This is a genomic window from Pseudomonas sp. PDM21 (assembly GCF_014852505.2).
Lineage (GTDB): Bacteria > Pseudomonadota > Gammaproteobacteria > Pseudomonadales > Pseudomonadaceae > Pseudomonas.
Window position 1 is genome coordinate 1,679,638 of the sequence record NZ_CM181223.1, and the last position, 13,679, is coordinate 1,693,316.

Here is a 13,679-nt window from a genome sequence, read left to right on the forward strand (position 1 = left end):
CGACAGTTTAGAATGTGTGGCAGGCGCGTGACTGAGACTGCGGCAATCGGGCTTTGTTGCAGGCGGGCCCAGACCGATTGTTAAAGGGGCGCGGTCGTTACAGGGGCCCGGTCGTTATAGAATGCCGGCCGTTTCGAGATGAGGTGTGGGCGATGCAACTGGATGAACAGCGTTTCGGCGGAATCGCGCGGCTCTACGGCCGTGAGGGCCTGGAGCGGCTGGCGGCCAGCCATGTGGCGGTGGTCGGGATCGGCGGCGTAGGCTCATGGGCGGCCGAGGCTCTGGCGCGCAGCGGCGTGGGTGAGATCTCGCTGTTCGACCTGGACGACGTCTGCGTCACCAACACCAACCGTCAGGTGCATGCCATCCAGGGCGCCGTGGGCAAGCCCAAGGTCGAGGTCATGGCTGAGCGCCTGAAGGCGATCAATCCGGGCATCGTCGTGCACGCCGTAGCCGATTTCGTCACCCGCGAAACCATGGCGGACTACATCACCCCCGAGCTGGACTGCGTGATCGACTGCATCGACAGCGTCGCCGCCAAGGCCGCGCTGATCGCCTGGTGCAAGCGCCGCAAGCTGCAGATCATCACTACCGGCGGTGCGGGTGGGCAGGTGGATCCGACGCAGATCCAGGTCGCCGACCTGAACAAGACCTTCAACGACCCGCTGGCGGCCAAGGTGCGCTCCACGCTGCGTCGCGACTACAACTTCTCCCGTACGCCGGGCCGGCATTACAGCGTGCAGTGCGTGTTCTCCACCGAGCAGCTGCGCTATCCCAAGCCGGACGGCACCGTATGCCAGTCCAAGAGCTTTGTCGGCGAGGGGGTGAAACTCGACTGCGCCGGTGGTTTCGGCGCGGTGATGATGGTCACCGCGACCTTCGGGATGGTCGCGGCGGCGCGGGCTGTGGACAAGATCGTTGCCGGGGCGCGGCGGCCTTCGGAACGCACCGCAAGCTGACGGCATTTGTAGGAGCGGATTTGTTCGCGATGGTCTCCGGCGCGATGCGGACCTATCGCAGACGAAGTCCGCTCCTGCGCATAGGCAACTGCCTCAGGCAGAGATCAAATCCCGCATCTTCTTCAGGACTGCGTTCAGGCCGTTGCTGCGCGACGGCGACAGTTGCCGGCCCAGCCCCAGTTGTTCGAACCAGCCCGGCAGATCAATGGTGGACAGCTCGTCCACCGGCAAGCCTTCCACCCGCACCAGCAGCAACGCCAGCAGCCCGCGCAGCAGGCGCGCATCGCTGTAGGCGCGGAAGTGCCAGCGCTCGTCACGACGATCCGCCACCAGCCAGACGTTGCTTTCGCAGCCCTGCACGCGCTGCTCGTCGCCCAGTTCGGCTTCGCCCAGCGGCTCCAGGCGTTCGCCCCACTGCATCAGCAGGCGGGCGCGTTGTTCCCAGCCCTGCAGGGCGGTGAAGGCCTCCAGCGCCTCGGCGGCAGCGATGGGGAGGCTCATCGCAGCAGTTCCAGGGCGCTGTCCAGCGCGCCGAAGAAGCGCTCGATATCCGCACCGTCGTTGTACAGGCCGAGGGAAACGCGCAGGGCGCCCGCGACGTCCAGGGTCTTCATCAACGGCATGGCGCAGTGGTGCCCGGCGCGCACGGCGATGCCCTGCTCGGTGAGCAGGTGGCCGAGGTCGGAGACGTGCACGCCCTCGACCACGAAGCTGACCAGCGCCACTTCCGGCTCGCCCAGCACGCGCACACCGTCACGGGCGCGCAGGCCGGCCAGCAGGCGGGCATGGAGGAAGTCCTCGTGGGCGCTGACTTCGGCGCTGTCCAGGCTGGCCAGCCATTCCAGCGTGGCACCCAGCGCGATCACCGGGCCAATGGGCGGGGTGCCGGCCTCGAAGCCCATGGGCGCGCTATGGAACTGTGCGTCGAAGTAGTCCGCCACACGCACCATCTCGCCGCCGAACTGCCAGTGCGCCAGGCGCTCCAGCGCTTCCGGGCGGCCCCAGAGAAGCCCGAGGCCTTCCGGGCCATAGAGCTTGTGGCTGGAGCAGACGTAGAAGTCGCAACCCAGCGCCGACAGGTTGTGTCGGCCGTGGACCACGCCCTGGGCGCCATCGACCACGCTCAGGGCGCCATGCCGACGGGCCATCCGCAGCAGTTCCGGCAGCGGCTGCCAGGTGCCGAGCACGTTGGACAGCTGGCTGACGGCGAGCAGGCGGGTGCGCGGGCCGATCAGGCTGGCGGCGCGGTTCAGGTCGATACGACCGTTGGTGTCCAGCGGCAGCACCACCAGCTTCAGGCTGCGGCGCTGCGCCAGTTGCTGCCAGGGCAACAGGTTGGCGTGGTGCTCCAGCGCGCTTACGGCGATCTCGTCGCCCGCCTGGAACTGACCTTCCAGGCCGTAGGCCAGCAGGTTCAGCGCTTCGGTGGCGCCGCGGGTGAAGATGATCTGCGCCGGGCTGCCGCCATTGAGCCAGTGGGCGGCCAGGTTACGGGCCGCTTCGAAGGCTCGGGTGGCGCGCTCGCCGGGCAGGTGCTGGGCGCGGTGCACGTTGGCGGCGCCGCTGGCGTAGTAGCCGGCGAGGGCGTCGATCATGGCGCGCGGCTTCTGCGCGGTGGCGGCGCTGTCGAGGTAGGTCTGGCCTTCGGCCTCGAAAGCGGCGAGGGCCGGGAAGTCGGTGCGCCAGGGCGAGGGAATGGACATGGGCGTGCGGCCGGTTGTGGAGAATGGAAAACGGGGGCCGCAGCCCCCGCTTCTCAAAGCTTAGTGCGTACCCCGCGGGAGCGGGGCGCCCAGCTTAGTTGTGCGCGTGCAGCGCCTCGTTCAGCTCGATGGCAGTCTTGTTGGTCTTGCACTCGACTGCGCCGGTCTGGGAGTTGCGGCGGAACAGCAGGTCGGCCTGACCGGCCAGGTCGCGGCCCTTGACCACTTTCACCAGGTTGTTCTGGTCGTCCAGCACGGCGATCTTGGTGCCGGCGGTGACGTACAGGCCCGCCTCGACGATGTTGCGGTCGCCCAGCGGAATGCCGATACCGGCGTTGGCGCCGATCAGGCAGCCTTCGCCGACGCTGATGACGATGTTGCCGCCGCCGGACAGGGTGCCCATGGTGGAGCAGCCGCCGCCCAGGTCCGAACCCTTGCCGACGAACACGCCCGCGGAGACACGGCCTTCGATCATGCCCGGGCCTTCGGTGCCGCCGTTGAAGTTGACGAAGCCTTCGTGCATCACGGTGGTGCCTTCACCGACGTAGGCGCCCAGGCGTACACGGGCGGTGTCGGCGATGCGCACGCCGGCCGGGACCACGTAGTCGGTCATCTTCGGGAATTTGTCGACGGAGAAGACTTCCAGCAGCTTGCCCTTCAGGCGCGCTTCCAGTTGCAGCTCAGCCAGTTCGGCCAGGTCGACGGCGCCCTGGTTGGTCCAGGCGACGTTGGGCAGCAGCGGGAAGATGCCGGTCAGGTTCAGGCCATGGGGCTTGACCAGACGGTGCGACAGCAGGTGCAGCTTCAGGTACGCCTCCGGGGTGGAGCTGGGGGCGGCGTCTTCGGCCAGCAGGGTGGCGACCAGCGGCTTCTGGCTCTCGGCCAGGCGGTTCAGCAGGGCTGCCTGGGCGGCGTCGACGGTCTCGACGGCGTCGGCCAGCTGGTAGGCCTGGTGAGCGGTGAAGGCGATCGCCTGGTTGCCGCCTTCATAGGCCAGCAGCGGGGCGATGGCAGCGACCAGTTCGGCGCTGGGGTTGAGCAGCGGCTGCGCGTAGAAGACTTCCAGCCAGTTGCCCTGGCGGTTCTGGGTGCCGACACCGAAGGCGATGCTGAACAGGGATTTCGACATGTGGGGGATTCCTTGAAAGAGATTCTCGAATAGCGAATTCGGTCAGGCCGGACGGCGGCTGAGCAGCAGGCCCAGCCCGGCGCTGCCCAGCAGCGCGGCACAACCACGGTTGAACAGGCGCCGGGCGCGTGCGCCGGCGAGCAGCTTGCCGAGGCGGACCCCGGCGAGCCCGTAAAGGGCGATGGCCAGCCATTCCAGAAGCAGGAAGGCTGCGCCGAGTTGGGCGAACTGCGCGCCCACGGCCTGACGCGGATCGACGAACTGCGGCAGGAAAGCGGTGAAGATGAGAATGGCCTTGGGATTGCCGGCGGCCACCCAGAACTCCTGGCGAGCCAGGCGCCAGAGGCTGGTTGCGGCAGTTGGGGTGCCATCCACCGACAGGTTCGCCGTCGGCGCGCGCCACAGCTGTACGGCGAGCCACAGCAGGTAACCGGCGCCCACCAGCTTGATCGCCAGGAACAGCCACGCCGAGGCCTGCAGCACCAGCGCCAGCCCGGAGGCGGCCAGTGCCAGCATGCCGGCGAAGGCGACCAGCCGGCCGCCGCCCGCGACGGTGGCGCGCAGCAGGCCGAAGCGTGCGGCGTTGTTCAGCGACAGCAGGTTGTTCGGTCCCGGCGCCATATTCAGGGCGAAGCAGGCGGGGAGGAACAGGGCCCAGGCGATGCTCATCGTGGTACTGCTCAGGCCAGCGCGGCGGCGTAGGCGTCGGGCTTGAAGCCGACCAGGGTACGGTCACCCAGGTCCAGCACCGGACGCTTGATCATCGACGGCTGCGCGACCATCAGTTCGATGGCCTTGTCCTGGTCGAGGTCGGCCTTCTGCGCATCTTCCAGCTTGCGGAAGGTGGTGCCGGCGCGGTTCAGGACGGTTTCCCAGCCATGCTCGTTGCACCACTGGCGCAGGTGTTCGCGGTCGATGCCGCTACTCTTGTAGTCGTGGAAGGCGTAGTCGACGCCATGCTCTTCCAGCCATACGCGGGCTTTCTTCATGGTGTCGCAAGCCTTGATTCCATACAGCGTCCGCTCACTCACGGGGCGCTACTCCTTTTCGATGCTTTTTTTCAGGCGCGGGATTATGCCATTTCCGCAGCGCTTGCGGGACGCCGCCGGGAGGTCGGTGGATTGCAACAGTTTTTTGCCCGATGCGGGGCTGATCCGCCGCGCTACGGGTGCTTCAATGGAGAGCTGTGCTGGGAGTTCGTCGATGCAAACCGTTTACACCGTACTCATCCTGCTGCTGGTCGTGGGCGGGACCCGGCTTGCGGCGCAGCTGATTCCGCTGCCGTTGCCGCTGATCCAGATCGCCGCCGGCGCGATGCTGGCGTGGCCGAGCCTGGGGCTGCATGTCGGCCTGGACCCGGAACTGTTCATGTTCCTGTTCATCCCGCCACTGCTGTTCGCCGATGGCTGGCGCATGCCCAAGGGCGAGTTCTGGAAGATGCGCTGGCCGATCCTAACCCTGGCCTTTGCCCTGGTGCTGTTCACCGTGGTCGGCGGCGGCGTGTTCATCCACCTGCTGATCCCGGAGATTCCCTGGGCCGCGGCCTTCGCCCTCGCGGCAGTGCTGTCGCCCACCGATGCGCTGGCGGTCTCGGCCATTGCCCAGAACCGCCTGCCCAAGCGCCTGATGCACGTGCTGCAGGGCGAGGCGCTGATGAACGACGCTTCCGGCCTGGTGGCGTTCAAGTTCGCCATCGCCGCGGCCCTGACCGGCACCTTCTCGCTGATGGACGCCAGCCTGAACTTCCTCCTGGTAGCCATCGGCGGCCTCGCCAGCGGCGTGTTCCTCAGCTGGCTGCTGGGGCGCATCCGCGCCTGGATGATCCGTCGCGGCTGGGACGACCCGGCCACCCACGTGGTGCTGATGCTGCTTTTGCCCTTCGCCTGCTACATGATCGCCGAGGAGTTGGGCGTCTCCGGCATCCTCGCGGCGGTGGCGGCGGGCATGATGCAGAGCTGGGTCGACCTGCTACCCCGGCAGACCAACACCCGCCTGCTCAACCGCAGCGTCTGGTCGATGCTGGAGTTCACCTTCAACGGCGTGGTGTTCCTCCTGCTGGGCCTGCAACTGCCGGACATCCTCAAGTCCGTCGCGCATCACGCCGACGACGTGATGTGGCGCTCGTCGCTGCTGGCCTTCTACGTGTTCGCGGTATTCGCCGTGCTGCTCGCGCTGCGTTTTGGCTGGGTCTGGTGCTACTGGAAGATTTCCGTGCGCTTCGAGCAGTGGTGGGGCATCGAGCTGGGCGGCAAGCCGGGTGAGCCGGTGCTGCGACTGTCGGCGATCTCCGCGTTGAGCGGAGTGCGCGGGGCGGTGACCCTGGCTGGTGTGCTGTCAGTTCCTTTGCTGTTGCTGGATGGTTCGGCCTTCCCGCAGCGTGACCTGATCATCTTCATCGCTGCCGGGGTGATCCTGGTGTCGCTGATTGCGGCCACCATTGGCCTGCCGATCCTGTTGCGTGGCTTGCCGGCGGCCAGCAACGACCAGCGCGAGCTGGAGGTGCAGGGGGTCTGGCGCAAGACCGCGGCAGCGGCCATTCACATGCTGGAGAGCGAGGAGGTGCCTGCCAGCGAGGGTGGCGGCGATGCCGACGAGACAGCACGGCTGGCGGAGATGAAGGCCAGGCTGATGGCCGAGTATCGCCACGAGCTGGACCCGGCACCGGACAGCAAGGAAGCCCGCGAGCGCGCCCGCGCCCTGGAACTGGCTGACCAGGCGCTACGCATCAAGGCACTGCGCGCGCAGCGGCTGGAGCTTTACCGGATGCGCCGTGAGCACGAGATCGATGACGAGACCATGCGCGAGGTGCTGGGCGAGCTGGATAACCAGGAGGCCTGGGTGACCAGCAAGGCGGGGCGGTGGGTGTAGGGGTTCCCCTGTAGGAGCGCCCCGTGGGCGCGATCGCAGGCATGGCCCGCTCCTACAAGGGGCGGTGCAGCGTCAGAGGCTTTTCACGTACTGCTTGATGCGCTCGGCCGCTTCCACGCATTCGGCCAGCGGGGCCACCAGCGCCATGCGCACCCGGTTGGCGCCAGGGTTCTCGCCGTTCACTTCGCGGGACAGGTAGGAGCCCGGCACCACGGTGACGTGCTGCTGGTCGAACAGGCCGCGGCAGAACTCGGTGTCGGCCACCGGGGTTTTCGCCCACAAGTAGAAACTGCCGTCCGGGCGCTGCACGTCGAGCACGCCGCCGAGGATGTCCAGTACTGCGTCGAACTTCTCGCGGTACAGGTCGCGGTTGGCGCGCACGTGGTCTTCGTCGTTCCAGGCCGCGACGCTGGCCAGCTGGGTCTGAACCGGCATGGCGCAGCCGTGGTAGGTGCGATACAGGAGGAATTTCTTCAGCACTTCGGCGTCGCCAGCGACGAAGCCCGAACGCAGACCCGGCAGGTTGGAGCGCTTGGACAGGCTGTGGAACACCACGCAGCGCGCAAAATCCGAGCGGCCCAGTTCGGCGCAGGCGGTCAGCAGGCCGGCCGGCGGGTTCTGTTCGTCGAAGTACAGTTCGCTGTAGCACTCGTCGGCGGCGATCACGAAATCGTGCTCGTCGGCCAGGGCGATCAGCTTCTTCAGGGTTTCCAGCGGAACCAGCGCGCCGGTGGGGTTGCCCGGCGAGCAGAGGAAGAGGATCTCGCAGCGCGCCCAGACGTCCGCCGGGACGGCGTCGAAGTCCGGGTTGAAGCCGTTGTCTTCCAGGCAGGGCAGGTAGTGCGGCTCCGCGCCGGCCAGCAGGGCTGCGCCTTCGTAGATCTGGTAGAACGGGTTCGGGCTGATCACCAGGCCCTTGGCGTTGCGGTCCACCACGGTCTGGGTGAAGGCGAACAGCGCTTCACGGGTGCCGTTCACTGGCAGCACGTGGCGCGCGGCGTCCAGCCAGCCGGCCGGCACCTTGAAGCGGCGCTCGCACCAGGCGGCGATGGCTTCGCGCAGGGCGGGGATGCCCAGGGTGGTCGGGTAGACGGCCAATTGGTCGAGGCTGTCGGCCAGGGCCTTGGCGACGAAGTCCGGCGAGCGGTGCTTGGGTTCGCCGATGGACAGCGCGATGGGCTTCAGCTCAGCCGGCGGCTGGGCGCCGGCCAGCAGGGCGCGGAGCTTCTCGAAGGGGTAGGGCTGGAGCGAGTCGAGGGCAGGGTTCATGGCAAGGCTCTTTCTTTCTGATTCTGACTGAATAGCGGGCTAGATGCTGATACGGACCGGCATGCTCGGCTGGCCGCCATCCGAGAGGATGTCCACCAGGGCTGTCTGGATGCGCTTGCACAGCTCCGGGTCGGAGAGCGGCTGGTTGTGCGCATCGGTGACGAAGAACACGTCCTCCACGCGCTCGCCCAGGGTGGCGATCTTGGCGTTCTGTACCGACAGGTCGAAGTCCAGGAACAATCCGCCGATACGCGCCAGCAGGCCGGGGCGATCCGGCGCAGTGACTTCCAGCACGCTGACCTGGCGGGCCGCGTCGGTGGAGATGGTCACCTGCGGGTTGAAGGCAAAGTGCTTGAGCTGGCGCGGCACGCGGCGCTGGATGATGGTCGGGTACTCGTCCGGGTCCTTCAGGGCGTTGACAAGACCTTCACGAATTTCCTCGACCCGGCTGGGATTATTGCCGATCGAGCCGCCATCGGCATCGAGCACTATGTAGGTGTCGAGGGTGAACAGGCTGGTGGACGTGATGATCCGCGCGTCCTGAATGTTCAGGTTGAGCTGGTCCATCGCGGCCACGGTCACGGCGAAGAAGTCGTGCTGGTCGCCGGCATAGATGAAGATCTGCGTGCCGCCCTCGAATTCGCGCTGGGCGGTTTCCTTGATCAGCACCAGCGGGGTGCCGTCGTCCGGGTGCTGGAGGATGGCTTCGGTGTGCCAGGCGACGTCGGCGGCGCTGTGGCGCAGGAAGTAGTCGTCGCCCAGCTGGCTCCAGAGCTGCTCGGCGTCGTCCTGGTCGATGCCGCTGCGCACCAGGATGTCGATGGCCGCGCTCTGTGTCTGGCGAATCTGCTCCTCGCGGTCCACCGGGTTCTCCAGGCCGCGACGCAGCGCGCGCTTGGTCTCGGTGTAGAGCTGGCGCAGCAGGCTGGCGCGCCAGGAGTTCCAAAGGGTCGGGTTGGTGGCATTGATGTCGGCCACGGTGAGCACGTAGAGGTAGTCCAGGTAGGTCTGGTTGCCCATCAGCTGGGCGAAGTCGTAGATCACCTGTGGATCGGACAGGTCCTTGCGCTGGGCCGTGGTGGACATGATCAGGTGGTTCTGCACCAGCCAGGACACCAGGTTGGTGTCCCACGGCGGCAGCTGGTGGCGCTGGCAGAAGTGCTCGGCGTCCACTGCGCCCAGTTCCGAGTGATCGCCGCCGCGGCCCTTGGCGATGTCGTGGTAGAGGCCGGCGATGTAGATCAGCTCGGGCTTGGGCAGGCGCTCCATGATCTTGCTGGCCAGCGGGTACTTTTCCGCCATGTCCGGGCGGCGCAGCTTGCGCAGGTGCTTGATCAGGTTGAGGGTGTGCGCGTCGACCGTATAGATGTGGAACAGGTCGTGCTGCATCTGCCCGACGATCAGGCCGAATTCCGGCAGGTAGCGGCCAAGAATGCCGTAGCGGTTCATTCGCCGCAGGTTGCGGTGGATGCCTTCCTGACACTTGAACAGCTCGATGAACAGGCTGGTGTTGCGGATGTCGTGGCGGAAGTCGTCGTCGATCAGGTGACGGCTGTCGCGCAGCAGGCGAATGGTGTCGGCGCGCACGCCCTTGATCTCCGGGTGCTGGGCCAGCAGCACGAAGATTTCCAGCAGAGCGAACGGGGTGCGCTTGAAGACGTTGGCGTGGGTGACTTCGAGGTAGCCGTCGCGCAGCTGGAAACGGCTGTTGAGCGACTGGATCTGGCCGTTCTCGCCGGCGCGCAGGATCACTTCCTCGAAGTGCTGGGTGATCAGGTCGTTCAGCTCGGAAACGGCCATCACCACGCGGTAGTACTTCTGCATGAAGCGCTCGACGGCCAGCTTGGCGTCGTTGCCTTCATAGCCGAGCATCCCGGCGATGCGCCGCTGATGGTCGAACAGCAGCCGGTCTTCGGCGCGGCCGGCAAGCATGTGCAGGGCGTAGCGGACCTTCCAGAGGAATTCCTGGCTGGAGGCCAGCACCGCACATTCGCTTTCCACCAGGAAGCCTTCGCGGACCAGGGCATGCAGGTTGAGGCTGCCGAAGTGGCGGCGGGCGACCCAGAGCAGTGTCTGGATGTCGCGCAGACCGCCGGGCGAACCCTTCACGTTGGGTTCGAGGTTGTATTCGGTGTCGTTGTATTTGGTGTGGCGGTGAATCTGTTCCTTGCGCTTGGCCAGGTAGAACTGCCCGCTGGGCCACATCTGTTTCGTGCTGGTGGCTTCGAGCATGCGCAGGCGCAGGCTGTCCGGGCCGGAGATGGTCCGGCATTCCATCAGGTTGGTGACCACCGTCAGGTCGGCGCGCGCTTCCTCGGCGCACTCGGCCACCGAGCGCACGCTCTGGCCGACTTCCAGGCCGATGTCCCAGAGCAGGGTGAGGAAGCCCTCGATGGGCTCGCGGAAGCTTTCCTGGTCCTCGCTGTCGAGCAGGACCAGCAGGTCGATGTCCGAGTGCGGGTGCAGCTCGCCGCGCCCGTAGCCGCCCACGGCGACCAGCGCGATGTCGGCGTCGTCGCCCCAGTCGAAGCGATTCCAGGCCTGCTGCAGGATCTGGTCGACGAACCAGGCGCGGTCCTCGATCAGACGGCGGATGTCGCGGCCGCCGTTGAAACGGGCGTCGAGCACCTCGTTGGCCTGACGAATGGCCTTCTTGAAGGCGGCTATGGGGCTGGATTTGAGAGCCAGTTCCGCCTGGAACTGCCCACGGTCGAACAACTCGGGATCCACCTGCGGCATGGCGGCCTTCCTGATCAATGGCTTAGGGGAGGGCAGGGGCAAGAGGGCAACCGGGCCTGTGCGCATGGCGCCAGGCCCGATGGCTGTGCCGGGCCGGGATTTCTATGTTCTACCCAGCCGTCGGCGAGATTGCAAACCGCGCCTCAGGCCGAGGTGCGCGGGAAGCTTTCGTCGTTACGCAGGGTCAGGATCTCGTAGCCGTCGGCGGTGACCAGCACGGTGTGCTCCCACTGTGCGGACAGCTTGCGGTCCTTGGTGATGGCGGTCCAGCCGTCGCCCAGCAAACGGGTTTCCGGGCGGCCCTGGTTGATCATCGGCTCGATGGTGAAGATCATGCCTTCCTTGAGCTCCAGGCCGGTGCCGGCGCGGCCGTAATGCAGCACCTGAGGCTCTTCGTGGAACACCTGGCCGATGCCGTGGCCGCAGTACTCACGCACCACGGAGAAACCGTTCTTCTCGGCGTACTTCTGGATCACTTCGCCGATGTCGCCCAGGCGAGCGCCCGGCTTGACCACGTCGATGCCCTTGTACATGCATTCCTGGGTGATCTGGCACAGGCGGTCGGCCCATTCCGGGGTCTTGCCCACGGAGAACATCTTGCTGGTGTCGCCGTGGTAGCCGTCCTTGATCACGGTGACGTCGATGTTGACGATGTCACCTTCCTTGAGCGGCTTCTCATTGGGGATGCCGTGGCACACCACATGGTTGATCGAGGTGCAGATGGACTTGGGGAAGCCCTTGTAGTTCAGCGGCGCGGGAATGGCCTTCTGCACGTTGACGATGTAGTCGTGGCAGATGCGGTCCAGTTCGTCGGTGGTGACGCCGGGCTTGACGTGTTCGCCGATCATTTCCAGCACTTCGGCGGCCAGACGGCCGGCGACGCGCATTTTCTCGATGTCTTCGGGCGTCTTGATGGTGACGGTCATGCGACTTCTCTTCAGGCGCTGCGTACGCGCGGGTAAATGAGAGGAATACGCAAGTCTATCAGATTTGGCGCCTTTCTATTAAGGGCGGGTGGCTAGCGGGGCTGGTCGGCCGAGGCGGCGGGAGAGGTGCCGGGCGTCCTTGCCGGGTTTTGTTCTGGCCGAGGTTGTGGTATAAAGCGCCCCGCTCTGAAGGCTACGGCCATTTCGGGGCATTAACCCACACATGCATCGACACGATGGCCTGGGTGCCTTTCGACACAGTCGGAGGGTTGGCCGTTGGGGTGCATGGAGGCCTAACCCGACTTATCGAGGAACTATCATGTCCCAAGTCAATATGCGCGATATGCTGAAGGCCGGTGTGCACTTCGGCCACCAGACCCGTTACTGGAACCCGAAGATGGGCAAGTTCATTTTCGGCGCGCGTAACAAGATCCACATCATCAACCTCGAAAAAACCCTGCCGATGTTCAACGAGGCCCTGACCTTCGTTGAGCGCCTGGCCCAGGGCAAGAACAAGATCCTGTTCGTCGGCACCAAGCGTTCCGCCGGCAAGATCGTTCGCGAAGAAGCCGCCCGTTGCGGCATGCCGTACGTCGACCACCGTTGGCTGGGCGGCATGCTCACCAACTACAAGACCATCCGTCAGTCGATCAAGCGTCTGCGCGAGCTGGAAGTGCAGTCCCAGGACGGCACCTTCGCCAAACTGACCAAGAAAGAAGCTCTGATGCGCTCCCGTGATCTGGAAAAACTGGATCGCAGCCTGGGCGGTATCAAGGACATGGGCGGCCTGCCGGACGCTCTGTTCGTGATCGACGTTGACCACGAGCGCATTGCTATCACCGAAGCCAACAAGCTGGGCATCCCGGTTATCGGCATCGTCGATACCAACAGCAGCCCGGAAGGCGTTGACTATGTTATCCCGGGTAACGACGACGCCATCCGCGCCGTGCAGCTGTACCTGGGCTCGATGGCTGAAGCCGTCCTGCGCGGCAAGAATGCCGGCGGCGTGACTGCTGACGAGTTCGTCGAAGAAGCACCGGCCGAATCCGCCGAAGGCTGATTCCAGGACGTCCAGACGTCCTACGGTGAGCAGGAAGGGGGCTAGGCCCCCTTTTTGCCACCCTGAGAATTCCGCCCGGGTATCCGGGCGATCTGGTTTTGAGAACAACTCAAGAGGATTTCGAAATGGCAGAAATTACTGCAGCACTGGTCAAGGAACTGCGTGAGCGTACCGGCCAGGGCATGATGGAGTGCAAGAAGGCACTGGTAGCCGCCGAAGGCGATATCGAGAAGGCCATCGACGACATGCGCGCTTCCGGCGCCATCAAGGCTGCCAAGAAGGCTGGCAACATCGCCGCCGAAGGCGCCATCGCCGCCAAAGTGGCTGACGACGGCAAATCGGCCACCATCATCGAAGTCAACTCGCAGACCGACTTCCTGGCCCTGCAGGACGACTTCAAGAACTTCGTCGCTGCCAGCCTGGACAAGGCTGTTGCCCAGAAGCTGACCGATGCTGCTCCGCTGATCGCGGAACAAGAGCCGGCCCGTGAAGCCCTGGTTGCCAAGTGCGGTGAGAACGTCAACATCCGTCGCCTGGCTCGCACCGAAGGTGAAGTGGTTGGCGCCTACCTGCACGGCCATCGCATCGGCGTTCTGGTCACCCTGAAGGGCGGCAACGCTGAACTGGCTCGCGACATCGCCATGCACGTCGCTGCCAGCAACCCGCAGTTCCTCGATCCGTCGCAGGTTTCCGAAGAAGCTGTTGCCAAAGAGAAGGAAATCTTCCTCGCTCTGAACGCCGACAAGATCGCTGGCAAGCCGGAAAACATCGTCGAGAATATGGTCAAAGGCCGTATCTCGAAGTTCCTGGCCGAAGCCAGCCTGGTCGAGCAAGCGTTCGTCAAGGATCCGGAAGTCAAGGTCGGTGACCTGGCCAAGAAAGCCGGCGCTGAAATCGTTTCCTTCGTTCGCTTCGAAGTAGGCGAAGGCATCGAGAAAGTCGAAGCCGACTTTGCTGCCGAGGTTGCTGCTCAAGTAGCCGCTTCCAAGCAGTAATAGACAGTCTCACGACTGTCGCCCCGCAAGA

Annotated in this window: 12 protein-coding genes; 4 read left to right on the forward strand and 8 right to left on the reverse strand. The window is 65.4% G+C overall.

The features are described 5' to 3' along the window. Nucleotides 1-152 precede the first annotated feature (152 nt). Nucleotides 153-959, forward strand: a complete 807-nt coding sequence (gene tcdA, locus IB275_RS07980; protein ID WP_192289365.1) for a tRNA cyclic N6-threonylcarbamoyladenosine(37) synthase TcdA — start codon at nucleotides 153-155, stop codon at nucleotides 957-959. Between the two features lie 93 nt (nucleotides 960-1,052). Here tcdA and IB275_RS07985 read toward each other — a convergent pair whose 3' ends face one another. From IB275_RS07985 to IB275_RS08005, 5 genes are all read right to left on the reverse strand, one after another. Next, nucleotides 1,053-1,460 (reverse strand): SufE family protein, encoded by a 408-nt coding sequence (locus IB275_RS07985; RefSeq protein WP_192289363.1) that lies wholly within the window; start codon nucleotides 1,458-1,460, stop codon nucleotides 1,053-1,055. Next, entirely contained in the window at nucleotides 1,457-2,662 is a 1,206-nt protein-coding gene (locus tag IB275_RS07990) for an aminotransferase class V-fold PLP-dependent enzyme (RefSeq protein ID WP_192289361.1), read from the reverse strand. The genes IB275_RS07985 and IB275_RS07990 overlap by 4 nt, the downstream gene beginning before the upstream one ends. Before the next feature lie 94 nt (nucleotides 2,663-2,756). Then, nucleotides 2,757-3,791, reverse strand: coding sequence for a 2,3,4,5-tetrahydropyridine-2,6-dicarboxylate N-succinyltransferase (dapD, locus tag IB275_RS07995; protein ID WP_081517880.1), 1,035 nt, complete (start codon nucleotides 3,789-3,791; stop codon nucleotides 2,757-2,759). 42 nt (nucleotides 3,792-3,833) lie between these two features. Further along, complete coding sequence (locus IB275_RS08000; protein WP_192289359.1) at nucleotides 3,834-4,460, reverse strand: LysE family translocator; 627 nt, start codon at nucleotides 4,458-4,460, stop codon at nucleotides 3,834-3,836. An 11-nt stretch (nucleotides 4,461-4,471) separates the two neighbouring features. Continuing rightward, nucleotides 4,472-4,780: a Spx/MgsR family RNA polymerase-binding regulatory protein gene (locus IB275_RS08005; protein WP_494514439.1), complete on the reverse strand. Its 309-nt coding sequence runs from the start codon at nucleotides 4,778-4,780 to the stop codon at nucleotides 4,472-4,474. A 214-nt stretch (nucleotides 4,781-4,994) separates the two neighbouring features. Here IB275_RS08005 and IB275_RS08010 point away from each other — a divergent pair, with 214 nt between their 5' ends. Next, nucleotides 4,995-6,659, forward strand: coding sequence for a Na+/H+ antiporter (locus tag IB275_RS08010; RefSeq protein ID WP_192289355.1), 1,665 nt, complete (start codon nucleotides 4,995-4,997; stop codon nucleotides 6,657-6,659). Nucleotides 6,660-6,731: 72 nt separating this feature from the next. Here the strand turns inward: IB275_RS08010 and dapC are convergent, their stop codons facing one another. From dapC to map, 3 genes are all read right to left on the reverse strand, one after another. Then, a complete protein-coding gene (dapC, locus tag IB275_RS08015; protein ID WP_081517884.1) occupies nucleotides 6,732-7,928 on the reverse strand; it encodes a succinyldiaminopimelate transaminase in 1,197 nt (398 codons plus the stop codon). Nucleotides 7,929-7,967: 39 nt separating this feature from the next. Next, on the reverse strand, nucleotides 7,968-10,667 hold the full coding sequence (locus tag IB275_RS08020) for a [protein-PII] uridylyltransferase (RefSeq protein ID WP_192210123.1): 2,700 nt from the start codon (nucleotides 10,665-10,667) through the stop codon (nucleotides 7,968-7,970). A 143-nt stretch (nucleotides 10,668-10,810) separates the two neighbouring features. Then, on the reverse strand, nucleotides 10,811-11,593 hold the full coding sequence (map, locus tag IB275_RS08025) for a type I methionyl aminopeptidase (RefSeq protein ID WP_081517886.1): 783 nt from the start codon (nucleotides 11,591-11,593) through the stop codon (nucleotides 10,811-10,813). A gap of 319 nt (nucleotides 11,594-11,912) precedes the next feature. Here map and rpsB point away from each other — a divergent pair, with 319 nt between their 5' ends. After that, a complete protein-coding gene (gene rpsB, locus IB275_RS08030) occupies nucleotides 11,913-12,653 on the forward strand; it encodes a 30S ribosomal protein S2 (RefSeq protein ID WP_045210003.1) in 741 nt (246 codons plus the stop codon). A 125-nt stretch (nucleotides 12,654-12,778) separates the two neighbouring features. Further along, nucleotides 12,779-13,648, forward strand: coding sequence for a translation elongation factor Ts (gene tsf / locus IB275_RS08035; RefSeq protein WP_017521180.1), 870 nt, complete (start codon nucleotides 12,779-12,781; stop codon nucleotides 13,646-13,648). The last annotated feature ends 31 nt before the right edge of the window (nucleotides 13,649-13,679 follow it).

What these genes read in the sequence shown, in the direction of transcription:
- dapD (WP_081517880.1), bottom strand. Translation starts at nt 3,791, where the DNA reads ATGTCGAAATCCCTGTTCAGCATCGCCTTCGGTGTCGGCACCCAGAAC.
- tsf (WP_017521180.1), top strand. Translation starts at nt 12,779, where the DNA reads ATGGCAGAAATTACTGCAGCACTGGTCAAGGAACTGCGTGAGCGTACC.
- IB275_RS08010 (WP_192289355.1), top strand. Translation starts at nt 4,995, where the DNA reads ATGCAAACCGTTTACACCGTACTCATCCTGCTGCTGGTCGTGGGCGGG.
- IB275_RS07985 (WP_192289363.1), bottom strand. Translation starts at nt 1,460, where the DNA reads ATGAGCCTCCCCATCGCTGCCGCCGAGGCGCTGGAGGCCTTCACCGCC.
- rpsB (WP_045210003.1), top strand. Translation starts at nt 11,913, where the DNA reads ATGTCCCAAGTCAATATGCGCGATATGCTGAAGGCCGGTGTGCACTTC.
- map (WP_081517886.1), bottom strand. Translation starts at nt 11,593, where the DNA reads ATGACCGTCACCATCAAGACGCCCGAAGACATCGAGAAAATGCGCGTC.
- IB275_RS08000 (WP_192289359.1), bottom strand. Translation starts at nt 4,460, where the DNA reads ATGAGCATCGCCTGGGCCCTGTTCCTCCCCGCCTGCTTCGCCCTGAAT.
- IB275_RS08020 (WP_192210123.1), bottom strand. Translation starts at nt 10,667, where the DNA reads ATGCCGCAGGTGGATCCCGAGTTGTTCGACCGTGGGCAGTTCCAGGCG.
- dapC (WP_081517884.1), bottom strand. Translation starts at nt 7,928, where the DNA reads ATGAACCCTGCCCTCGACTCGCTCCAGCCCTACCCCTTCGAGAAGCTC.
- tcdA (WP_192289365.1), top strand. Translation starts at nt 153, where the DNA reads ATGCAACTGGATGAACAGCGTTTCGGCGGAATCGCGCGGCTCTACGGC.
- IB275_RS08005 (WP_494514439.1), bottom strand. Translation starts at nt 4,780, where the DNA reads ATGAAGAAAGCCCGCGTATGGCTGGAAGAGCATGGCGTCGACTACGCC.
- IB275_RS07990 (WP_192289361.1), bottom strand. Translation starts at nt 2,662, where the DNA reads ATGTCCATTCCCTCGCCCTGGCGCACCGACTTCCCGGCCCTCGCCGCT.